Raw genomic sequence first — 22,987 nt, 5'->3', positions numbered from 1 at the left:
ATTCCAGTAGCTCTGTAGATAAGATTGTTTGTTTAAAGGGTCTGGAAACTAGTTTCAAGATTTTGGTATTGATGTAATATAAACGAACGATCGTATTATTTTTACAACATTGCAAGGTCAAAATACATCCCATGAATCAAGTAAGGGTTAACTTAAAGGCTGCAGACGAGCCAACCAAAGGGTCGGCAACCAAGACTTTGATCCTGAATGCAGCATTAGAGATTTCTAGCAAATCGGGCCTTGAAGGCTTGACCATTGGGAATTTAGCAGAATCTGTGAAGATGAGTAAAAGTGGAGTTTTTGCACACTTTGGCTCCCGAGAGGAGCTGCAGGTTGAAGTTGTTCGCGCATACCATCAAAAATTTCAGGAAGTAGTATTCGCCCCTGCACTTTTAAAGCCTAAGGGTTTGCCAAGACTGAATCAAATGATTAGCTCTTGGCTCAAAATGAGCAGCGGTGGCGATACCTCTAGCTGCTTCTTTATTTCTGGAGCGGCTGAATTTGACGACTGCCCGGGAATTGTTCGAGATGAATTACTTCGAAGTGTTGAAATATGGCGCTCTGCCCTGCTAAGGGCTATTAAAGAAGCAATTTCTGAAGGGCATCTAAAAAAATCGGTGGATGCCCAAGCTCTACTGTTTAGGCTTTACAGCATCGCATTAGGCGTTCACCATGATTCTCGTTTTCTAGAAAACCCCAAATGCCTTGTGATTGCCAACAAACTAATTAAAGAAATTTTTACAGCAAATCAAGTAACTAAATAACGTTTAGTCAGTTAATCTTAAATCCCATCGAAGAAGATAAAGAAAATGCCTCAATACAATCCACCCCTCCGCGATATTCAATTCGTTATTCATGAAATGCTTGATGCCGGCAAAGAGTTCGCTTCTCTGCCTGCATACCAGGATGTTGATAAAGACACCATGAATCAGATCATTGAAGAGGCCGGCAAATTTGCTAGTGAGATCGCCTTCCCTTTGAATCAAATTGGCGATCAAGAAGGTTGTACGCGACATGAGGATGGGTCAGTTACGACCCCTGCTGGCTTTAAGCAGGCTTATGAGCAGTATGTTGCGGGTGGATGGCCTGCTTTATCATGCGATCCCGCATATGGTGGCCAAGGCTTGCCGCAACTACTCAATACTGTTCTGTATGAGACTTTAAATTCCGCAAATCAATCTTGGACGATGTATCCGGGCTTGTCACATGGTGCATACGAATGCTTACATGCCCATGGTACCGATGAACAGAAAAAGACTTATTTAGAAAAATTGGTATCTGGTCAATGGACTGGAACGATGTGCTTGACTGAGCCTCATTGCGGCACTGATCTGGGTTTGCTAAAGACTAAAGCAGAACCACAGGCCGACGGTACATACGCTATTAACGGAACCAAGATTTTTATCTCCAGCGGTGATCATGATTTAGCTGAGAACATTGTTCATCTTGTTTTAGCACGCCTACCGGACTCTCCAATTGGAAGTAAAGGCATCTCTTTATTTGCAGTGCCTAAATTTCAGGTTGGAGGCGACGGTTCTATTGGTAAAGCCAATGCAGTGTCTTGTGGCTCCCTGGAACATAAGATGGGTATTCATGGGAATGCCACTTGCGTTATGAACTTTGATGGTGCCATAGGCACCCTCGTTGGCGAGCCCCACAAAGGTCTAAACGCGATGTTTGTGATGATGAATGCGGCTCGTCTTGGTGTAGGCATGCAAAGTCTTGGCTTAACAGAGGTGGCATATCAGAACTCTGCCGCTTATGCCAAAGAGCGTTTACAAATGCGTAGCTTAACTGGGGCTAAGGCACCCGAAAAGGCGGCTGATCCGATTATTGTTCATCCGGATGTTCGTAGAATGTTGCTCACCCAAAGAGCTTACGCAGAAGCTGGTAGAGCCTTTTCTTACTGGGTGGCCCTCATGATTGATAAAGAACTTAATCATCCTGATGAAAAAGTTCGTAAAGAAACAGGTGAGATGGTAGCCCTACTCACCCCAATTATTAAAGCCTTCTTAACCGATAACGCATTTACTGCAACAAACGAAGGCATGCAGGTATTTGGTGGTCATGGCTATATTGCTGAATGGGGTATGGAGCAATATGTTCGTGATGCTCGTATCAATATGATTTATGAGGGCACCAACACCATTCAATCTCTTGATCTCTTAGGTAGAAAAGTTCTTGGAGATATGGGCAAGAAGCTTACCAAGTTTGGCAAAATCATCGAACAGTTCATCGAAGATGAAGGTGTGCGCAAGGAAATGCAGGAGTTTATTGATCCACTCTCTGATATCGCCGTCAAGGTAGAAAAACTCACCAAAGAGATTGGCATGAAAGCTATGATGAATCACGAAGAAGTGGGTGCTGCTGCCGTACCTTACTTACGTGTTGTGGGTCACTTGATTTATTCCTACCTCTTTGCGCGGATGGCAAAAATTGCTTTAGCCAATAAGGCTAGCAAAGATCCTTTTTATGAAGCGAAATTGGCTACTGCCCGCTTCTACTTTGACAAACTCCTTCCTGAAACAGCCATGCTGATCCGTCAAGCACGTGCTGGCTCTAAATCGTTAATGGCAATGCCTGCTGATTTTTTCTGAGAGACTGAATATGAGTGATAACAAAATCATTAAAAAAGTAGCCATCTTGGGTGCTGGCGTCATGGGCGCTCAGATTGCTGCGCAGTGTATTAACGTAGGCTTGCCTGTAGTGTTGTTTGATTTGGCGACAAATTCTGAAGAAGGTAAGCCCTCTAATAAAAATGCGATTACCCTCAAGGCAATTGAGAACCTCAAGAAACTCAAACCCGCTCCACTAGGTTTATCTGCAGAAGCCAATCTAATCACTCCTGCAAACTATGAGGATGACTTAGGCCTTCTATCAGGTTGCGATCTCATCATTGAAGCCATTGCAGAGCGTCTCGATTGGAAGCATGCTCTCTATGAAAAAGTAGCGCCACATATTCCGGCGCATGCTCTGTTTGCTACCAATACCTCAGGCCTTCCTATCGGCGAACTTGCCAAAGGTTTTTCTGGTGATCTGAAGAAGCGCTTCTGTGGCGTGCACTTCTTTAACCCACCTCGGTATATGCATTTACTAGAGCTCATTCCAGCGGCAGACACTGATCCCGCCGTATTGGATGCACTTGAAACCTTTATGACTTCCACGATGGGCAAAGGGGTTGTGCGTGCTAAGGATACCCCGAACTTTATCGGCAACCGTGTAGGTGTTTTCTCGATCCTGGCAGTGTTTGCAGAGGCACAAAAGTTTGGCCTAGGCTTTGATGAAGTTGATGCCATTACCGGCAGCAAACTTGGACGTGCTAAATCAGCTACCTTTAGAACCAGCGATGTGGTTGGCTTGGATACTATGGCCCATGTCATTAAGACCATGGAAAATGCATTACAAGGCGATTCCTTCTCTGCCCTATTTAAAACGCCTGAAGTGGTTAGTCAACTCATTGCAAAAGGTGCGCTGGGACAGAAAACTAAAGCAGGTTTTTATCGCAAGGACGGGAAGAATGTTCTTGTATTGGATGCTGTCACCGGTGAATACAAACCATCTACCGCAACGATTGAACCGCTGATTGAGCGCATTCTGAAAAAACCAATTGCAGAGCGACTTGCATTGCTACGCGAGACCGATGAACCTCAAGCTCAGTTTTTATGGGCTATCTATCGGGATATCTTCCACTACTGTGCGATTCACCTTGGTGAGATTGCGCAATCTGCTCGAGAAATCGACTTCGCGATGCGCTGGGGTTATGGTTGGAATTTAGGCCCCTTTGAGGACTGGCAAGCAGCTGGCGTTACGCAAGTGGCTAATTGGATTAAAGAGGATATTGATGCAGGCAAAACACTAAGCAAAGAGCCTTTGCCCGCATGGATCTTTAGTGGACCAGTTGCTGATAAGCAAGCTTTCCATACGCCTGAAGGCTCATGGTCTGCATCTGAGAATAAATACATTCCCCGCTCTGCTTTGCCGGTATACCAAAAGCAAGTATTTAGGGCGCCACTGTTAGGGGATGGCTCTCCTGATCCTAAAACAGCGGGCACCACTGTTTTTGAAAACACGGACTTCCGAGCTTGGGTAGATACCAATCAGCCCGAGGTATTGATTGCCTCATTCCGCTCGAAGATGAATACCTTCAGCCCAGACGTATTAAGTGGCCTACAAAAGGCCGTAGAGATTGCAGAAGCAAACTATGCGGGATTGGTGATCTGGCAGCCTACTTCATTAAAGCTAGGCACGCCTGGTGGGCCCTTCTCCGCAGGTGCTAATTTGGAAGCTGCTATGCCTATGGTTATGAAAGGCGGCCCCGCTGGAGTGGAGCCGTTCGTCAAAGAGTTTCAAGACACGATGATGAAAATCAAATACTCCCAAGTGCCTGTAGTTGCTGCAGTCTCTGGCATTGCCTTAGGGGGTGGTTGTGAACTGGTTCTTCAATCTGCACGTAGGGTTGCCGCTATGGAGAGCTATATCGGATTAGTGGAAGTTGGTGTTGGCTTATTACCTGCTGGTGGCGGACTAAAAGAAGCGGCTATTAGGGCTGCTCAGGGTGTCGCGCTTGCTGGTAATACCAATTATTTAGATTTTACCAAAGCGTCTTTTGAAAATGCTGCAATGGCTAAGGTTTCTTCATCAGCTCAAGAGGCAATGAAGATGGCTTACCTGCAAAAGGGTGACATTATTGTTGCTAATGTCTATGAATTACTGGCTTTGGCACAAGATCAAGTCAAAGCAATGCGCTACTCCGGATACAGACCTCCTATACCAACCTTAATACCGGTTGGCGGCCGTTCTGTTGCCGCCACCGTGATGGGTCAAGTAGTCAATATGCGTGACGGTGGCTTTATCTCTGAACACGATGCGCACATTGCTCAGAAGATCATTCAGATCATTACTGGTGGCGATGTCGATGCAGGAACGCTTGTTACTGAAGAGTGGCTGCTCAAACTAGAGCGCCAGGCATTTGTGGAGCTCATTGGTCACCCTAAATCCATGGAACGGATTATGGGCATTCTGCAAACTGGCAAGCCTGTTAGAAACTAATTTACCGAGATATCACTATGAAAAATATTCAAGACGCATATATCGTTGCAGCCACTCGCAGTGCCGTTGGTAGATCTGGACGAGGTGCATTAAAAAATACTCGTCCGGATGACTTGCTTGGCAACGCCTTACAACATATTCTGACGCAAGTACCCACCCTAGATCCCAAAGCCATTGAGGATGCCATTATTGGCTGTGCCATGCCAGAAGGTCAACAAGGATTGAATGTGGCACGCATTGGTTTACTCCTAGGTGGGCTACCAAATACTATTGGCGGCATTACTGTCAACCGTTTCTGCTCGTCTGGATTAAATGCCATTGCTATGGCAGCTGACCGCATTCGGGTTGGCGAAGTGGATGTGATGATTGCTGGTGGTGTTGAGTCAATGAGTATGGTTCCCATGGGTGGCAACTCTCCATCGATGTCACCAGAAATCTTTATGGCCGATGAAAACATTGGTATTGCTTACGGTATGGGCTTAACCGCCGAGAAAGTTGCGCAACAATGGAAGATCAGTCGCGAAGATCAAGATGCTTTTGCATATCATTCTCATCAAAAGGCTATGGCCGCACAAGCCGCCGGTGAATTTAACTCTGAAATCTTTCCCGTCAAGGTTGCCCATCGCTCGATGAATCTGGATAAAGGCCAAGTGGATATACAGTGGCGTGAATTTTTGAAAGACGAAGGCCCACGGATCGATACCTCGCTTGAAGGATTAGCGAAACTCAAATCTCCATTCGCCGCTAGAGGTAGCGTGACCGCTGGCAATAGCTCACAAACCTCTGATGGTGTTGGCGCACTCATCTTAGCCAGTGAAAAAGCGATCAAGACCTTTGGTCTCACTCCTTTGGCACGTTTTGTAAGTTTTGCCGTCAAAGGCGTTGCCCCGGAGATTATGGGCATCGGCCCTAAAGAGGCTATTCCAGCTGCGTTAAAACTGGCTGGACTCAATTTGCAGGATTTGGACTGGATCGAGTTGAACGAAGCGTTTGCAGCCCAGTCTTTAGCAGTCATTCGAGATCTTGGTTTGGATCAAAGCAAAGTCAATCCTTTGGGTAGCGCCATTTCTCTTGGTCATCCTTTGGGCGCAACAGGCGCCATCCGAGCTGCAACAGCGATTCATGCCCTACAGAGACGTAATCTTAAACACGCCATGGTGACGATGTGCGTTGGTACCGGTATGGGCGCTGCTGGAATATTTGAGCGTTGCTAATCAGCTTTTATCAAAAATGGGAGACATCAGAATGTTAAAAAAACAAATCATTCTATCGGCCTGCATTCTTGGTCTGATTGCTGGCAATACGTATGCTCAAGCTACCGATCCAGCTATTGGGGTTTGGAAAACAATTGACGATAAAACCAATCAACCGGCTTCCTTAATTAAGATTGAAGAGGCCAATGGGTTTTTACAGGGTACCATCATCAAAACATTCCCAGCCCCAGGCGAAACGCCGCTAGTTTATTGCAATCTGTGCAAAGACGATCGTAAAGATAAGCCCCTCATTGGCATGAAAATCATGAGTGATCTTAAGCAAGATGGGGCGGGTACTTGGTCAGATGGAAAAATCTTAGACCCAAAGAATGGCGAAACCTACAAAGTTAAGGTTGCAACTGAAGATGGCAAAAAAATGGATGTCCGCGGCTATATTGGCATTCCATTATTAGGTCGCACCCAAGTTTGGTACAAAGCTGAGCAGTAATCTACGGATCATTTAAAAAATATGAGCAATCAACCTCTTCCAGAAGTGCTACGCAAACATTTGGCGGATGGTAATTTACCCGTCATTGCAGCCCCACTTTTTATTATCAGCAATCCTAAATTAGTGATTGCCCAGTGCAAAGCGGGTGTGATTGGCTCTATGCCAGCCCTCAATGCCAGACCTGCTGAACAGCTTGAAGAATGGTTGATTGAAATTACTACTGCCTTAGCGGAATACAACAGAGAACACCCGGATAAGCCAGCCGCACCTTTTGCCATTAATCAAATTGTGCACAAGAGCAACGATCGTCTTGAACATGATATGGCGCTATGCGTCAAATACAAAGTACCCATCATCATTACCTCCCTTGGTGCACGCGAAGAAATTAATACTGCCGCACATAGCTATGGCGGCATCGTATTACATGACATCATCAATAATGCCTTTGCTAAAAAGGCGATAGAAAAAGGTGCTGATGGCTTAATTGCGGTTGCAGCTGGCGCTGGTGGACATGCTGGCATTAAAAGCCCATTTGCATTGATTCAGGAGATTCGGGAGTGGTTTAAAGGCCCGCTAGTTTTAAGTGGATCCATTGCTACTGGTGGCGCTGTTTTAGCCGCTCAGGCAATGGGCGCTGACTATGCTTATATTGGTTCAGCATTCATCGCTACCGAGGAAGCTCGTGCCAGTGATGCGTATAAGCAAGCGGTGGTTGATTGCAATTCAGACGATATTGTCTTGAGCAACCTATTTACTGGCGTATCTGGCAACTATTTAGCGCCATCTATACGCAATGCCGGCTTGGACCCAGACAATCTCCCCGAAAGCGATCCAAGCAAGATGAACTTTGGTGGCGCAGCTCAGAAAGCCTGGAAGGATATTTGGGGTTGCGGTCAAGGTATTGGCGCCGTGAAAGCGGTTACACCTACAGCGCAATTTGTAGGTCGCTTAAAGGCTGAATATGATCAAACTAAAGCGAATTTGCTTAAAGGTATAGCATAGACGACATGATTAATCATCATCTATCGGATGGCATCCTCAAGATACTACTGAATCGTCCTGAGAAAAAAAATGCATTCACCAATGCCATGTATAGTGAGCTTACGCAGATATTGTCTGATGGCGACCAAAATCCCGAAGTAAAAGTGATGTTGATATCTGGGGCTGGCAATGCCTTTTCAGCAGGTAACGATATTGTGGATTTCATGCAATCGCCGATTACACATGAAGATGCGCCACCCATTAATTTGTTAAAGGCGCTAGCAGGACTAACTAAGCCTTTAATCGCAGCAGTTGATGGTGTTGCCGTTGGTATAGGGGCGACATTACTGTTTCATTGTGATTTGGTATACGCTCAAAAGGATGCACGCTTTATTTTTCCATTTGTTTCGCTAGGATTGGTTCCAGAAGGCGCCATCTCTTTATTACTTCCACGCCTCGTTGGTCATCAAAGAGCGTCAGAAATATTGCTTTTTGGCGAACCCATGAGCGCTGACGATGCAAAGCAAATTGGATTTGCAAATAAGGTAATTACAGAGCCATCCGCTTTGCCTTATGCAGAGCTGCAAGCTCAAAAACTTACCTCCCTCTCCTTCGGGTCTGTTTTACGCACTAAGTCACTATTGAAAGATGGCGCTCTGAAGACTGCAGTACTCAATCAAATTGATATTGAGGGCAAACTCTTCATTGCTAGGCTTCATAGTCCTGCAGCGAAAGAGGCTCTGACCGCCTTTTTAGAAAAGCGCGCTCCTAATTTTGATGGGCTGGATTAGTAATGGTTTTTAGTTTTTGAGAATGTAGCATTCCTAGATCTATCAATTCGGGAGAAAATATGCAATTAACCATTAACGATAAATCAGTTGAGCTGACGGTAGATCCTAGCATGCCCCTACTGTGGGTTATTCGCGATGTTTTGAATATGACTGGAACGAAATATGGCTGCGGCATAGCCGCTTGCGGAGCTTGTACTGTTCTCGTCAATGGTCGAGCTACGCGTTCCTGCGTAACCCCGGTGGAAAGTGTCTCTGGCGCAAAAATTACCACTATTGAATATTTAGGCATCCCAGAAAAGCACCACCCTCTTCAAGCTGCTTGGATTCAAGAACAAGTTCCACAATGTGGCTATTGTCAAAGTGGCATGCTATTAGCCGCTGTAGATTTATTGACACGCAAACCTAAGCCAACCGATGCTGATATCGATGAAGCGATGTCCAATATTTGCCGTTGCGGTACGTATCAAAGAGTCAAGGCTGCCATACATACCGCAGCAAAGGAGCGAGCATGAAGCGCCGGACGATGATCCTCAGCACATTTGGTGTTGCAGGTGCGCTCATTGTGGGATGGGGCGTCCTCCCAGCCAGATCACGACTTGGAAGTCCTGATAATTTCTTGACTGGAGATGGGGCTATTTCTCTGAATGGCTGGATTCAGATTGCACCCGATGGTAGCGTGGGTCTGGCTATGAATAAAAGTGAAATGGGACAAGGTATTTTTAATGCCCTGATGATGCTTGTAGCAGAAGAGTTAAACGCCCCAATGGCCAGCATTTATCTTCACCAAGCTGCTTATGACGGCATTTATGGCAACGTAGCACTTTTTATGGGAGCCCTGCCGCTGCATCCCGTCGTCAATGACGGTGAAAAACCTTTCATTATGAAAAGTAGTGAGTGGCTTGTTGGCAAAGTTGCTCGTGAATTAGGTATCAATGCTACTGGCGGCTCTACTTCAGTAGCAGATTCGTGGCTCAATTTACGTTATGCTGCAGCCACAGCAAAAGCTAGCCTGCTAATGGCTGCATCTAAACAATGGAATGTACCCACCAAAGATCTACAGGTAGCAAATGGAAAAATTATTGGTCCTGGTGGAAATTTTGCCAACTTTGGAGAATTTGCTAAAAAGGCTGCAGCTCTCACGCCAAATGAAGTGGCGTTAAAAGATCGCAAAGAATGGGAAGTTATTGGCAGGGATACGAAACGCGTAGACATCCCATCAAAGACGGATGGTTCAGCAATATTTGGAATAGATATCAGACTTCCAAACATGCTTTATGCAACTATAGTTCAAGCTCCAATGATGGGTGGCAGCATTAAGGAGCTAGACACAAACCAGAATGTACCTGGGTTACTTAAGATTGTTCCGCTCAAGAGCTATGCAGGATCAGCCAATGGTTTTGCCGTTGTTGGTAAAACAACTTGGGATGCCATGCAAGGCTCAAAACAAGTCAAAGTTCAGTGGGCCGAGAGAAAAGATGGCGCCATCAATACCGATCAAATATTAAAGACACTCCAAGAAAATATAAAAAAGGATAACGGATTTACTTTCTATAAAACAGGTGATACAACAGAGGCCGAGAAGAAGGCCAGAAAAGTTATCGAAGCCAGCTATTCTGCTCCCTATTTGGCACATGCAACTCTCGAGCCAATGAATTGCACTGTGCAAATTAAAGATGGTCAAGTGGATGTTTGGGTGCCAACTCAAATTCCAGGACTAGCGAGAGCACTAGCTGCAAAAATCGCCAATGTTCCAGTTGCGAAAGTAAATCTTCATGTGACTCTATTGGGCGGTGGATTTGGACGACGCCTAGAGCTTGATTTTGTCTCCCAAGCTGTGCAAGTTGCCATGACTACTGATGGGAGACCTGTTCAGCTAACTTGGTCTCGAGAACAAGATATGGCCAACGACTTTTATCGACCAATGCAAGCTACCCAGCTCAAAGCATCCCTCAATGAAAAAGGTCAAGTAGATAGCTTGCGCATTGTCTCTGCTGGTGACGCCATTACCCCCCGATGGATGGAGCGGGTTTCCATTCCTTTGGCTGGTCCAATTGATGCCCCAGATAAAACAGCATCAGAAGGACTATTTGACTTTCCATATGCCTTTACCAATCAGCACATTTCTCATATATCAACTCATATGGGTGTACCGGTTGGTTATTGGCGTTCTGTTGGTCATTCACAAAACGCCTTCTTCCTAGAAAGCTTCATTGATGAATTGGCTTATGCGGCTCAACAAGACCCACTAGCTTTTAGAGAATCCCTGCTTACAGATGCGCCGCGCTATTTAGCAGTCTTACAACTTGCTGCCAAAAAAGCGAATTGGGGTGGGCCTCTTCCAAGTGGTCACGCTAGAGGAATTGCACTGCATGAATCCTTTGGCTCGATTGTGGCGGAAGTTGTTGAAGCATCAATTCAGAATGGAAAACCTCAGGTCCACAGGGTAGTTTGCGCAATTGACTGTGGCACAGTAATTAATCCCAATACGGTTGCCCAGCAAATACAAAGCTCAGTCAATTTTGGATTAACAGCAGCTTTGTACGGCAAGATAGATATCAAAGATGGCGTGGTTCAGCAAACAAATTTTAATAACTATCCAATATTGAGCATGTCAGAGTCACCCCAGGTAGAGACTTGGATCGTGCCGAGCACTAGGGCACCAGCAGGCGTGGGTGAACCAGGGGTCCCTCCTGTTGCACCAGCCTTAAGTAATGCCTTATTTGCATTGACTGGCAATCGCATCCGAAAGCTACCTTTATTAGCCTAGTTTTCAAAATGAAACTTATTTAAGCTTCTGCCCGAATAAGATCAACTGCTTTTTCGGCGATAGCAATGATAGGGGCATTGGTATTACCGCCAATGAGGGTCGGCATGATGGATCCATCAACTACCCGAAGACCATCAATGCCATGCACTTTTAATTGGGAGTCGACAACTGCCATTGGATCATTACCCATTTTGCAGGTACCCACCGGGTGATATACGGTATCTGATCTTTGTCTAAGAATTTGACGAATATCATCATCTGTTTTTACATAAGGCGTAAAAATATCTTTCTTACGAATCTTAGTAAACGTTGGGGCATCCATTAATTTTTTAGTTAATTTATAGCCTTTAACTAAAGTTTCAAGATCCTCATCATCTTTTAGGAAACCAGGATCAATTAAGGGGGCTTCATTCATGCTTGCGCTAGCTAATGTCACTTGACCGCGACTCTTTGGCCTAAGAACGCAAACGTGACATGAGTATCCATGAGCCATATGGAGTTTTCTGGCATGATCCTCTACTAGACTCACTACAAAATGCAACTGCACATCTGGAGCCTCTAAGCTGGAATCTGTTTTCAAGAATCCGCCTCCTTCGGCAAAGTTAGTCGCCAACAGGCCTTCGCGAGAGCGCACATACTTCATAATCTCACCCGTGATTTTGACGGTGCCACCAAGTGAAATGCCAATTAAATCAAGACTATCCGCAGAATAACCAAAGATAAAGTCGGGATGATCTTGCAAGTTTTGACCAACGCCCGGTAAATCATGTACCAGTGGAATATCAAACTTTTGCAGTTCTTTTTTAGGTCCCACTCCAGACACCATTAACAATTGAGGGGAATTAAAGGCTCCAGCACACAGGATGACTTCTTTGTTTGCGCGAATGATATGGTGCTTGCCGCCTTGGTTGTAACTCACACCCATTGCACGCTTACCTTCGAATAATATGCGCTCGACTTGAACGCCAGTTTGAACATTTAAATTAGAGCGCTTGCCCATATATGGATGAATATAGCCGCGCGCAGCACTCCAACGCTCCCCATTTTTATGGGTTACTTGATAGATACCCAGACCCTCTTGTTCCTCACCATTGAAGTCATCATTAATCTTAAAGCCAGCTTCTTTAGCGGCCTCCAAATAATATTGTTGAAAGGGATTATGGGATTGAAGATTGGAAACATGTAAAGGGCCATCATTTCCATGGAACTCATCAGCTATAGCGGCGTTATTTTCGCTTTTTTTGAAATAAGGTAGTAGATCTTGATATGACCAACCGTCATTTCCTAATTCCGCCCAGTGGTCATAGTCTGATTTATGGCCGCGGATATAAATCATTGCATTAATTGCTGAGGAGCCTCCAAGACACTTTCCTCTGGGTTGATATCCACGACGTCCATTTAAGCCCGATTGCGGTACGGTCTCATAAGCGTAGTTATTTAATGGGGTTGGCAGCATAGCAACAGCGCCTGCCGGAGTCTTCACAACCCAACTATCGCCCTTGCCGCCCGCCTCTAGTAGCACCACTGAGGTGCTGGCATCTTCGCTTAAGCGCCCTGCCACAACTGAGCCACCAGATCCTCCGCCAATCACAACATAGTCATAGCTATGTGAAGTCATGCTGTCTCCTTAATTGCACCAGCGCTGATATAGCTTTCTGCTGGCCGATGGCTGAATATTTATTTTACTTAGATCACCAGTGTAGTGTTTCACTACACGATGATCCATCAAGGCAAACCATAATGGTGGAAAGTAAGCCAAGGTAATCATGGATGCATACCCACCCGGTAATTGCGGTGCTTTATCAAAATGTCGCAGCGCTTGATATCGTCTAGTTGGATGTGCGTGATGATCAGAATGACGCTGTAGGTGATACAGCAAAATGTTTCCAACTATATGGTTGCTGTTCCAAGAGTGCTCTGGTGCACAGCGCACGTACTCACCATCTTGATCTTTTTGACGCAATAGTCCGTAGTGCTCTACATAGTTCACAACCTCCAACATGGAGGCAGCGTAGATGCCCTGAAGGGCAAGAAAGATCAGGGCTGCCCATCCCAACCAAAGCATGAGAGCACCATACAAGAGAATGGTGAGAGACCAAGCTTGGAGATTTTCATTCTGGATACTCCAAACGCCCTTACCTTTTCTTTTTAAGCGTTCTCGCTCTAATTCCCATGCTGAATATAGGCTACCCAATACAGTGCGCGGCAGAAATACCCAAAAACTCTCTCCCATACGAGCGCTAGCGGGATCCTCTGGGGTTGCCACCCGCTTATGATGGCCGCGGTTATGTTCCACAAAGAAGTGGCCATACATACTGGAGGCTAATGCCAATTTAGAAAGCCAGCGATCTACGGACTCTTGTTTATGCCCTAACTCATGAGCAGTTCCAATGCCAATACCATTGGTAGATCCCACAGTAAATACTAAGGCGATGTAGGCATACCAATCTAAAGACTGAGTCGCTGCCAGCCAAGTTCCATAGACTGTGCCAATGAGCTGAAAGGGAACATAAAGCCAAACCAGCGCGCGATAAAAGAAATCTTTATTCAAGTTCTCAACAGCGGATTCCGGAGGATTGCTAAAGTCTTCACCAAAAGTCAGATCCAAGATTGGTATGGCGATATGAATGATGGCGGGGGCAAAAAGCAAATAAAGCCACTGACCCGTCAATACGAATGCCAGAATAGAAGCGGTAAAAGCAAATGGAATAGTTGGGCTCAATAACCAAAGCCAGCGCTTATCATTCCACTCTGGATTTTGGGTTGTTGTTATGCTATTCATAACTACATCTTAGCCTCCACTCACAAAAATTGCTTGATTGGATGGCCCGCCTTTTGGGATGCAGTGTTCGGAGCATCTCAGTAGAATCCCTAATGACGCAGCATTAAAGCCTCATTAGTGACCGATAAGGCCCGATCCGAATGGAGGTTTAGATAACCAGATTAGGGGCATCAGCGCCACCAAAATGAGTCCTGCCAATAGCATTAGCTGATTGGTTGAAAGCATGTAGGCCTGAGAGGTAACCAAGTTATCAACTAAGGCATGTCGCTGCATTTCTGTCATGCCGAGTTTGGCAGTTGTTTCCATCAATTGTTGGTATGCAAGATTCCCCGTCTGAATATTGCTCATGAGGTTCTCATGCTGTCTAATCGCATTGTCCTGCCAGAGCGTAGTGGCAACCGCTGTTCCTACACTGGCACCCACGTTTCTTAAAAAGTTAGAGATACCCGTACCAGAAGCAATTTGACTCCCCCTGAGCTGCGACATAGAAATTGCAGACATTGGCATGAAGAATCCTGCAATACCCACACCCATAATGAGGCGAGCAAACATCAGTGTTTTTTCATCGACGCCAGTTGTAAAGCCGGCAGCCATCCAGCACCCAATTGCCATGGCGGCAAATCCAATAGTGGCAATGATTCTCGCGTCAATACGATGGATATTGGCCCCAAATAAAGGGCCACAAAATAAAGCCAATACTCCAGTGATTGCCATGACCTTGCCAGAGTTAAATGCGGTATAGCCCAATTGGGTTTGCAGCCATAAAGGGCCGATCACAATGTAGATGTAAAAGGCAAAAGATCCTATCCCCAAGCAGATGGCAGAGGTACGAAAGTTCACCAGCCTAAATAAGCGCAAATCCACAATGGGGTGCTCTGCCCCCAACTCCCAGAGAACAAAGGCGACCCAAGAGATAAAGGAGATCGTTGCTAAAGTTGCAATGAATGATGATGACAACCAATCTAATTCACTACCCTTATCAAGTGCAATTTGCATCGAGGCGACAGCAGCAACTAGTAGCGCTATGCCAATAAGATCAATTTTCTCTTTAGAGGACTCAGGCTTTGGAGCCCCATACAACCAGTAAACCATCACAGCAACCAAAATGCCAAATGGCAAATTGATATAGAAAGCCCAACGCCACACCAAATTATCGGTAAGCCAGCCACCAATTAAGGGTCCTAATACAGGCGCCACTATGGTAGTTGTCGCCCAAATACCCAATGCCATACCCCGCTTTGCTGGCGGATAACATTTCATGATCAAGGTTTGGGAAAGCGGAATCATTGAAGCGCCAACAATGCCTTGCAAGATGCGCGAGATGACCAGCACCTCGAAGGATGGCGCCAACCCACACAGCATTGAAGCTATCGTAAAAAGTATTGTGGCAAAGATAAACTGACGTACCTCGCCAATTCTCTTGGCTAGAAAACCGGTTAATGGCAAAAAGATAGCTTCGCTAACTGCGTAGGAAGTAATGACCCAGGTCCCTTGAGTTGGGCTAATAGCAAAATCTCCTGCAATCGTTGGTAAAGCAACGTTTGCAATGGACATATCGAGAACGTTCATAAAGGATCCCAAGGCAAAAGCCAAGGTTCCAAGTACCAGCTTATATCCCTTAAGAGGCTCTAGCTCAGGCGCACTCATAAGGGCTAATTATGGCTTCTTAGAGTTCGTCAATAGAGACTGAATATGGCGCTCAGCTTTATCAAATTGCTTTTGATAAATAGTAGTGTCACTAATGGGACCTTTATCCATCGCCTGTAGTGAACTACCATCGCGATCACTAGTATCGACTTTAACATTCATTGATAAGCCAATATTTAAGGGGTGCTTACTTAACTCATTACTATCCAGCGCGATTCTCACAGGTAAGCGCTGCACTACTTTTACCCAATTTCCTGTGGCATTCTGAGGTGGCAAAAGGGCTAAAGTGGAACCTGTTCCAGGGGCAAAGCCAACTACCTTGCCATGAAATTCCATCTTGCCTCCGTAGATGTCAGATTCCAATTTCACCGACTGTCCAATGCGAATATTTTTAAGCTGATCTTCTTTAAAATTCGCATCAACCCAAATCTGATCGCCCGCAACCATCATTGCCAGTTGAGTGCCTGGAGCTACACGCTGGCCAACTTGAGCATACCGCTTTGCTATTGTGGCTTTAGCTGGACTTTGAACATCGACTCGAAGCAGATTGATGTAGGCTTGGCGGGCATTAGCCATCGCCTTTAGCAAGGCCAACTGAGAGTGTTCCAGCTCCTCTTTTGACACACTGGCATCGCCCTGTAAGACCTTACGCTTTTGGTAATCTGCATTCGCATTGCGCAAATCAATGTCTGCTTTTTCAGATGCAATCAGTACTTCTGTAGGGTCAACCCTAAAGAGTGTTTGGCCCTCCTCGACAGATTGGGTTTCAGAAACATTGACAGTAGCAATCGCGCCTTCTATTTGGGATACAACCTGAATCTGAGAACCTGCTACATATGCATCATCAGTAGATTCTGAATTACGGCTAAAAATAAGCCAGTACAGCAGTCCTAAAAGAAAGACGCCAACCAGGATCGCGAAAAAGATCTTGAAAGCTTTTGGTCGATTAAAACCGCCATTGTTTGTAGTAGTGTCCATGGATATTCCGAGTGAAATACTTATTGAGTTTGTCCGCTTAATTTCGCTTGAGTTCTAGATTCAGATTTAGACTGAAGATAAGATCCGCCTAAGGCCTGAACCAGCACCACATTGGCAGTTAACAGTTTGGATTTAGCATCTGCATAGTTTTGCCCCTGCAACAGATAAGCCTGCTCCGCAGTTAAAGACGCTTCTTTGGAGGCGATTCCAACCTCGCTTCTACTGCGCGTAATTTCAAAATTTCTTTTGGCGTTTATCTCGGCATTAGCGAAGCCCTCATAATTAGCCTGTGTATTCTTCACAGATCCAATGCTATCGGCAACCTCACGCAAAGCTTGTACTAGTTGCTCCTGATATGAGGCAATCGCTTGGTTTCGATTCGCTTCTTTGCCGGTTACGTTGGCATCAATTACGCCGCCATCAAAGATTGGCAGATTTATCGCAGGGCCGATACTAAATTGCTGACTTCTGCTAGAAAAAAGTTGGGATAAGCCAAATGATTGAACTCCGATGAAACCTGCAAGATTCACGTCCGGCAAGTACTCTAACTTTGCACCTTCTAATTGCAGCTTTGCTACATCAATCTGACTTAACAATGCCTGTAAATCAGGCCTGCGCTCCAATAGATCGGATGGGATAACTTCGGGGAGACTAAGATTGGTTGCCTGAATCGATGGGGCCTTGAGCGATTCACCCCAGGATGGGCCCTCTTGAACCAAAGCAGCAAGTTGATGCTGCATCATCTTCACACTCAAATTAGACTGATTTACATTAGCTTGAGCAGACTCTAATTCTACCTTGCGCTGATTTACTGTCAACGCATCAACTAGACCTGCGTGCTGGCGGTCAATGGCAATACGCAGTAAATTCTTTCTGACCTCAAGCTCCCTCGCATAAAGTGCTCGAGCCTGAACCATATGGTCATAGTCAAAATAAACGCGCACAATCGTTGTCGAGAGAAGAAGTTCTGAGGCTTTGTAATTTGCTTGAGCAACAAGTACCTGATTCTTGGCGGCATCAAAATACTTCTTTTGCTTTCCCCAAATATCCAGAGACCAACTCAGTGAAGCATTGGCTAGTCCGTATCCGGTGTAAATAGGCATGCCAGGCACAAAAATATAATTCTGTGAAAGTTGTTGTCGATCAACCTGACCTCCAACACTTACCTGAGGAATAAATGCCGCCCTTTCACTCTCTAACATCGCTTGGGCTGCCGCTATCCTTGCGCCTGATGTATCCAAGCTAGGAGACTGCTTAAGCCCCAGTTGAATCAATTGATTTAACTGCGGATCACCAAATGCCGTCCACCATGCATCTTCAATAGGATTAGTACTGCTGTTATTGCTATTGGTTTGTGTAGCCAGCTTTGGCTCAAGCACATCAATGGATTTCGCAGCTTGCTCAGGCAACGCCTGCCTAGGAAAAAAGGCACAAGCCGATAGGAGAGAGCCTATGGACGTCACTAGGACTACGCTACATACCCAAGCTAAGCGCCTCATGAGCTCACCTCAAGTTGCTGTAAATTATTTTTTTCAATTCGCAATAAGAAATCGCGTAATTGATCAAATTCTTTTTGCGTAAAGCCATTTAATGACTGATTTAATAGATCGCACCACAGTGGTGGAATCGATATTGCCGCCTTCTTTCCGTCAGCAGTGAGCGATAGGCCAATTACACGTCCGTCCTTTTTGGAGGGCTCTTTTTGTATGAGTTTCATCTTTTCCAGTTTTTGAACCACGCGCACTGTTGCTGCGGCATTAACTCCTAACGCTTGCGATAAGGAAGAAATCGTAGCCGCTTCAGAATGTGAAACGAGGAGCAACACGCTCATCTGCGCTGCAGTAATACCAAGATCTGCCAGCCTCAAATCACCTAGGCGTTGATAGCTTGATTTGTTACGCAACATCAAATAAGCCACACTCCCCTGGGGGCGGTAATTATCTGGGGTGTAGAAAGAGGATGGTGAAGGGCTGGTATTTTTCATAAAACTAATTGACTAGTCAATGAATTTTATAACACAAGAACTTATTTTGCCGGTGCGACTCAGCAGAAATCACCACAAGCTTAATGAGGGTAAAAAAACCTTACTTAGGTGCTTTTAGGGTGATTTTGGGCTCAAATTAAGGAATAAGGTAACTAGGAATCGTTAGCAAGAGCCTGACTTAAAGCCGCCAAAAAGAGTTCTTGGCCGAGATGAACTTTCGCCTGCCAGTCTTCCCCAGAGTCTTCATTAGCTTCATCGGTGATGTATTTAAATGATTGCCAAGGTATGTGATGATCATGTGCAATCGCAGCAATTGCAAATAGCTCCATATCAACAACATCAACACCTTGGCTATGCAACCAAGGATCGGATGCCGTCACAAAGCTATCACCAGAGCCACAGATAAATCTTCCGGTAGATACATACTCTTGTGGTCTAGCGCAAAAAGGAGTGCTGCCGCGGGGTGCTAGTGGCTCAGCATCCATATCGCGCTGAATGACCTTACCGATTTCTAGTAGCCCCTGTAATTCTGTTTTGATTTTCCCTGCGGTACCGAAATTCAATATTCTCTTTGGTGAGTATTGGTGAATGGCTTTGATGCTGGTTATGGCAGCATTAATTTTGCCAACGCCTGAATAAACAATTTCCACCCCACTTGGCAGAGCTTCACGCTTGAGCTCGGACTCTAATGCGGTAATAATAAGAAGTTCTGTTTTCATATTGGCTGTTGATGAATTTATTAGATTATCTACCCGGAGTTCCTGATTTTCCAAAACCCGGCATTCTCTTTAGGGATATATCCCCTTTATTAGCCAATCCAGCCGCCTTTAAAGAAGCTATTCGTCAGTTAGATGAGGTGTCCCAGCAATTTGATTACACCCACATTCTAGGCATTGAGTCTCGCGGCTTTATCTTTGGCTCTGCCCTAGCCCATCACGCACACAGGGGCTTAGTACTGGCCAGAAAACCTAACAAACTCCCTTTAGCTAGTCATCGTGAAGCTTATGGTCTTGAGTATGGCAATGATGCTCTAGAGATTCAGCAATCTACCCTCCCTAAAGATGCCAGAGTATTACTGCTTGACGATGTTCTTGCTACCGGTGGAACCTTAGTGGCTGCTGATAAGTTAATACGCAGTGCTGGCTTTGAAGTCAGTGGTGCAATTACCTTGCTGGAAATTACTTTCCTAAATGGCCGTGATCTTTTAAATCAATCGGGCATTCGCCATCAGTCAGTATTAAAAAGCTAGAAGCTAGAGCAGTTTTTTAACGCTCTTGATAACCTTCACGGCACCCCAACCCACTGCAAGAGCCTTACTTGCCAGCTTAGGCCTGTAATGTGCCAAGGCTGCAAATGCACTAGTCCATAGGATCGGATTACTCCTTAGGAAGTTGACAGCATCAACCCCTTTATCAGCCCATGAGAGAGGCTTTTCCCAAGCCTCAAAATGTTCAGCAAACTCAGTGCGCTCACGGTTTGCCTGAAGCTTCAATTGGTGTTGGCGCAGCTCTAAAGCTTTTAAATGCTCACTCATTTTGAAAGGGCTTCGCGATCTTTTGCTAATTCAGCAATTGAGGCCTCAAATAGTCTAGGCATCGTATGTAGTGATTGAGCAATCAGCGCCGCTAAAACCAGACCAACCAATAAAAAGGCTGCGGTCAATAAGCCTAAGGCCAGTATTCGGTCCGTCTCCCAGCTGTAAATAACAATTAGCAACGCGAGCATCACTAAACCAAAGAATAAAAAAAATAAGGCGCCGATAATCATCACTAGCAAGCCAATGAATTTACTTCTGGCGATTTGCACATCCAGAGATAAGAGCTCTAAGCGCGTTTGCGCTATCGATGCACCAGTTGATGCAAGGCCTTTGATAGAGGAAAGTAAATTTTCTTGAGACATAAGGGTCTAACGGCGTCCAATAAATAAGCCAATCAGCAAACCTAGACCAGCTGCAACACCGACAGCCTCCCAAGGATTGCGATGCACGAAATCATCCGCACCTTCAGCGGCTACCTTCGCTTTCTCAATCATCTTGCCCTCGACACCTGAAAGGCTCTCTTTGGCACCTGCGAGAGTTTCAAGGGCTTTATTACGAATGGAGCTAATGGCCGCACCTGGATGATCTTCGGTTGCCTTGATTAAAGCTTCAGCATCAGCCATCAGGGATTTGAATTCACTAATAAGGCTTTCTGCGCCAACTTGCTTTTCATCATGTAAATCTGAATGTTCGAGTTTCTTAGTAGTCATGGAAATGGATCCCTAATAGATGAGGCATAAATACCAATAACCCTATTCTAAGCACTTCTAACCTGAGATCCCAGCAATAAAACTGTCATACCAGCGTTACCTTCTTTAAAGCGCTTGAGATATCGCTTTAGGCCAGGACGGCGTTTCAGCAAGGCATGATAGGACTCACTACCAAAGGCTACATCTTCGCCAAAATGGTATTCAGCAACTCGGTCAGAGTAACGGTTATTTTCAAGCGCTTCATGGATAGCCCACTTAATTCGACCACCTTCACCGCTTGATCCATATCCATGAATCAATATGATGGCCTTGATTCCGATCTCTAATGATTTTCGTAGGATGTCCGTTAGGCGATCTAGGGCCTCTTCAACAAATGGGCCGTCTTGCTTGATATTGAACTCAATCGTATCCTAACCCAATATGGGCAAATTGACAGAACCGCAATGCGGACACTGATTAAACAATGCCCGCATATTTCCACAATCAGGGCATTCAGCGTTATGTGCCACCTTTAAGAATCAGACTGATCTCCTTAAGAGCAGTACTTGCCCTCTAAACCCCTTGTATCGGTTGCCTTATCGTCAACCATGAGGTTCAGGGTCTTTTGCGCTAGCTCGCGATTCTCTGGAGTCTTAAGGCTGGCGTTAATTAATGTGGCTACATCCTTGCGAATTGAAGTGTTGCCGTAACGCAGACCCTTCAAGGTAGATACCGCTTCAGCAGATATCTTGCACTGCTGATTGACTAACTCAGAAGAATCTGACGGCGATGTATTTGCATAAGCGAATGCAGCAACAGTGATTGTTGCAGCTGCTAATAGAGTCTTTTTCATCTTAGTTCCTTATTTTGTGACCACATGTTGGACAACAGCCCACTTCTTTCGCCTTTGTCTTTCTAAGGGCGGCATACACACTGGATTCTGAAATTTGCATCTTTCTGGCTGCTTGAGCAGCAGTCATGCCCTTCCCTACCCACTCCAAGGCTTGATGTGTTTTCGGTACCTGTCTCTTCATTTCATCTCCCAGTACCAACACTATATCATAACTTCTGAAGTTGTGAAGTTGTGAAGTATAAAAAAGCATAGGGAGCTACCCTAATAAAAAGATATGGAGGCGTTAACTGAGCTATGCCGCCAAGAACGCCTCTAGGCAGCTTTAGTGTGAGAGCGTGAACAAGGCCGCTAATATCCAATTTATTCGGAGAACGGCATTGATGAAGCTTGTTCCGCCAGGGATAAGGAGGTCACATGGGTAAATCTGGCACTGCGTGGGAACTGGCGATTGATGGCGCGGTATGACCGGAAAATACGTGCAAGCCCCAGAATTGCAGCCCCTAACCAAAGGGATAGTATGATTTGAAGATTCTCTAGGAGCTTTATATGTATCGAATCATCTATCGAGTTGTTCTATTGCTGGCAATAAGCGGGCTAGCTGCCTGCAATATGAATGATAAAAAAATTAGCGGATGGGAATCCAATGATGTCTATCACTCAACCATCATTACCCCCAACTCAGCAACCGGTGGAAAAATCTATCAAGGCCCTCCTATCAATACGATGGATGAGGCTAATACCTATGAAATGTTTGGCCTCAGAGCTGAGCAGCCTAAGCAAGGCGCCAAGACTTATGAGCTCAATGCGCAATTAACTTATTACTCACAATGGCGTTATTACGACTCTGCAATGCTAGAAAACACTCCTGCCACGACATTTAAAGTAGTAGGCAGAGAGGCTGGCGCATGCGGAGATAGAGGCTGCATCTTTCGGGAAGTGGTCTCAATTCAGTTGACTGAAGCATTCCTCAAAGACAAGATGAAGAAAGGTTTCATCATTAACCTGTCAGCCAAGAATGGTGTGAAGACTGAACTCTTTGTACCGCCGCAATATATCCAAGGCTATATGCAGGCTGTGAACGGATTTAACTGATGTTCTAGTTGCGTATTCCAGCGATCGTGACCGCCGGTTCCAAATTCATCGTGACCGATAAACTCTTGATGCTGGAAGGCTCGTTTATTGTAGTTTAGCGGTCACGATACCTTCGGTTTTTTACCTATTTCCGCCG

At 45.4% G+C, this 22,987-nt stretch carries 23 protein-coding genes; 11 read left to right on the top strand and 12 right to left on the bottom strand.

Annotated elements, in window-relative coordinates:
* Positions 1–131 precede the first annotated feature (131 nt).
* From VC188_RS03180 to VC188_RS03140, 9 genes are read left to right on the top strand one after another with little or no spacing between them, the layout of a single operon-like run.
* Positions 132–764, top strand: a complete 633-nt coding sequence (locus VC188_RS03180; protein ID WP_323483001.1) for a TetR/AcrR family transcriptional regulator — start codon at positions 132–134, stop codon at positions 762–764.
* A gap of 45 nt (positions 765–809) precedes the next feature.
* Complete coding sequence (locus VC188_RS03175; protein ID WP_323483000.1) at positions 810–2,597, top strand: acyl-CoA dehydrogenase C-terminal domain-containing protein; 1,788 nt, start codon at positions 810–812, stop codon at positions 2,595–2,597.
* A 10-nt stretch (positions 2,598–2,607) separates the two neighbouring features.
* Positions 2,608–5,049, top strand: a complete 2,442-nt coding sequence (locus tag VC188_RS03170; protein ID WP_323482999.1) for a 3-hydroxyacyl-CoA dehydrogenase/enoyl-CoA hydratase family protein — start codon at positions 2,608–2,610, stop codon at positions 5,047–5,049.
* Between the two features lie 17 nt (positions 5,050–5,066).
* Complete coding sequence (locus VC188_RS03165; protein WP_323482998.1) at positions 5,067–6,263, top strand: acetyl-CoA C-acyltransferase; 1,197 nt, start codon at positions 5,067–5,069, stop codon at positions 6,261–6,263.
* A gap of 31 nt (positions 6,264–6,294) precedes the next feature.
* On the top strand, positions 6,295–6,750 hold the full coding sequence (locus VC188_RS03160) for a DUF2147 domain-containing protein (protein WP_215322062.1): 456 nt from the start codon (positions 6,295–6,297) through the stop codon (positions 6,748–6,750).
* Positions 6,751–6,771: 21 nt separating this feature from the next.
* On the top strand, positions 6,772–7,752 hold the full coding sequence (locus VC188_RS03155) for a nitronate monooxygenase family protein (protein ID WP_323482997.1): 981 nt from the start codon (positions 6,772–6,774) through the stop codon (positions 7,750–7,752).
* 5 nt (positions 7,753–7,757) lie between these two features.
* Positions 7,758–8,522 (top strand): enoyl-CoA hydratase, encoded by a 765-nt coding sequence (locus VC188_RS03150; protein WP_323482996.1) that lies wholly within the window; start codon positions 7,758–7,760, stop codon positions 8,520–8,522.
* Between the two features lie 59 nt (positions 8,523–8,581).
* On the top strand, positions 8,582–9,034 hold the full coding sequence (locus VC188_RS03145; protein WP_323482995.1) for a (2Fe-2S)-binding protein: 453 nt from the start codon (positions 8,582–8,584) through the stop codon (positions 9,032–9,034).
* Positions 9,031–11,289: a xanthine dehydrogenase family protein molybdopterin-binding subunit gene (locus VC188_RS03140; RefSeq protein WP_323482994.1), complete on the top strand. Its 2,259-nt coding sequence runs from the start codon at positions 9,031–9,033 to the stop codon at positions 11,287–11,289. Before VC188_RS03145 ends, VC188_RS03140 begins: the two co-directional genes overlap by 4 nt.
* A 19-nt stretch (positions 11,290–11,308) precedes the next feature.
* On the opposite strand, the gene VC188_RS03135 is transcribed toward VC188_RS03140, so the two are convergent.
* From VC188_RS03135 to VC188_RS03105, 7 genes are all read right to left on the bottom strand, one after another.
* Positions 11,309–12,907 (bottom strand): choline dehydrogenase, encoded by a 1,599-nt coding sequence (locus VC188_RS03135; protein ID WP_323482993.1) that lies wholly within the window; start codon positions 12,905–12,907, stop codon positions 11,309–11,311.
* Positions 12,908–12,916: 9 nt separating this feature from the next.
* On the bottom strand, positions 12,917–14,071 hold the full coding sequence (locus tag VC188_RS03130) for an alkane 1-monooxygenase (protein WP_323482992.1): 1,155 nt from the start codon (positions 14,069–14,071) through the stop codon (positions 12,917–12,919).
* A gap of 114 nt (positions 14,072–14,185) precedes the next feature.
* Positions 14,186–15,718: a DHA2 family efflux MFS transporter permease subunit gene (locus VC188_RS03125; protein ID WP_323482991.1), complete on the bottom strand. Its 1,533-nt coding sequence runs from the start codon at positions 15,716–15,718 to the stop codon at positions 14,186–14,188.
* Between the two features lie 9 nt (positions 15,719–15,727).
* Positions 15,728–16,696, bottom strand: a complete 969-nt coding sequence (locus VC188_RS03120; RefSeq protein WP_216191502.1) for an efflux RND transporter periplasmic adaptor subunit — start codon at positions 16,694–16,696, stop codon at positions 15,728–15,730.
* Positions 16,697–16,716: 20 nt separating this feature from the next.
* Complete coding sequence (locus tag VC188_RS03115) at positions 16,717–18,195, bottom strand: efflux transporter outer membrane subunit (protein WP_216229136.1); 1,479 nt, start codon at positions 18,193–18,195, stop codon at positions 16,717–16,719.
* Positions 18,192–18,680, bottom strand: a complete 489-nt coding sequence (locus VC188_RS03110) for a MarR family winged helix-turn-helix transcriptional regulator (RefSeq protein ID WP_215322043.1) — start codon at positions 18,678–18,680, stop codon at positions 18,192–18,194. The genes VC188_RS03115 and VC188_RS03110 overlap by 4 nt, the downstream gene beginning before the upstream one ends.
* Positions 18,681–18,832: 152 nt before the next feature.
* Positions 18,833–19,399: a 5'-methylthioadenosine nucleosidase gene (locus tag VC188_RS03105; RefSeq protein ID WP_216229138.1), complete on the bottom strand. Its 567-nt coding sequence runs from the start codon at positions 19,397–19,399 to the stop codon at positions 18,833–18,835.
* A gap of 11 nt (positions 19,400–19,410) precedes the next feature.
* Here VC188_RS03105 and VC188_RS03100 point away from each other — a divergent pair, with 11 nt between their 5' ends.
* Positions 19,411–19,929, top strand: coding sequence for an adenine phosphoribosyltransferase (locus tag VC188_RS03100; protein ID WP_215322039.1), 519 nt, complete (start codon positions 19,411–19,413; stop codon positions 19,927–19,929).
* 3 nt (positions 19,930–19,932) lie between these two features.
* Here the strand turns inward: VC188_RS03100 and VC188_RS03095 are convergent, their stop codons facing one another.
* The 5 genes from VC188_RS03095 to VC188_RS03075 form a co-directional block, all read right to left on the bottom strand.
* Positions 19,933–20,214, bottom strand: coding sequence for a YqjK-like family protein (locus VC188_RS03095; RefSeq protein ID WP_323482990.1), 282 nt, complete (start codon positions 20,212–20,214; stop codon positions 19,933–19,935).
* Positions 20,211–20,579, bottom strand: a complete 369-nt coding sequence (locus VC188_RS03090) for a phage holin family protein (protein ID WP_323482989.1) — start codon at positions 20,577–20,579, stop codon at positions 20,211–20,213. The genes VC188_RS03095 and VC188_RS03090 overlap by 4 nt, the downstream gene beginning before the upstream one ends.
* 6 nt (positions 20,580–20,585) lie before the next feature.
* Positions 20,586–20,927, bottom strand: a complete 342-nt coding sequence (locus tag VC188_RS03085; RefSeq protein ID WP_215322035.1) for a DUF883 family protein — start codon at positions 20,925–20,927, stop codon at positions 20,586–20,588.
* A 47-nt stretch (positions 20,928–20,974) separates the two neighbouring features.
* A complete protein-coding gene (locus VC188_RS03080; protein ID WP_323483097.1) occupies positions 20,975–21,319 on the bottom strand; it encodes a Smr/MutS family protein in 345 nt (114 codons plus the stop codon).
* Between the two features lie 140 nt (positions 21,320–21,459).
* Entirely contained in the window at positions 21,460–21,759 is a 300-nt protein-coding gene (locus VC188_RS03075) for a hypothetical protein (RefSeq protein WP_215322031.1), read from the bottom strand.
* 546 nt (positions 21,760–22,305) lie between these two features.
* Between VC188_RS03075 and VC188_RS03070 the strand changes: the two genes are divergently transcribed.
* Entirely contained in the window at positions 22,306–22,851 is a 546-nt protein-coding gene (locus VC188_RS03070) for a hypothetical protein (protein WP_323482988.1), read from the top strand.
* The last annotated feature ends 136 nt before the right edge of the window (positions 22,852–22,987 follow it).

The sequence above is a fragment of the Polynucleobacter sp. MG-28-Ekke-A2 genome (assembly GCF_035012985.1).
Lineage (GTDB): Bacteria > Pseudomonadota > Gammaproteobacteria > Burkholderiales > Burkholderiaceae > Polynucleobacter.
Note: the sequence above shows the minus strand (reverse complement) of the source record. Positions and strands in the feature narration are given on the sequence as shown.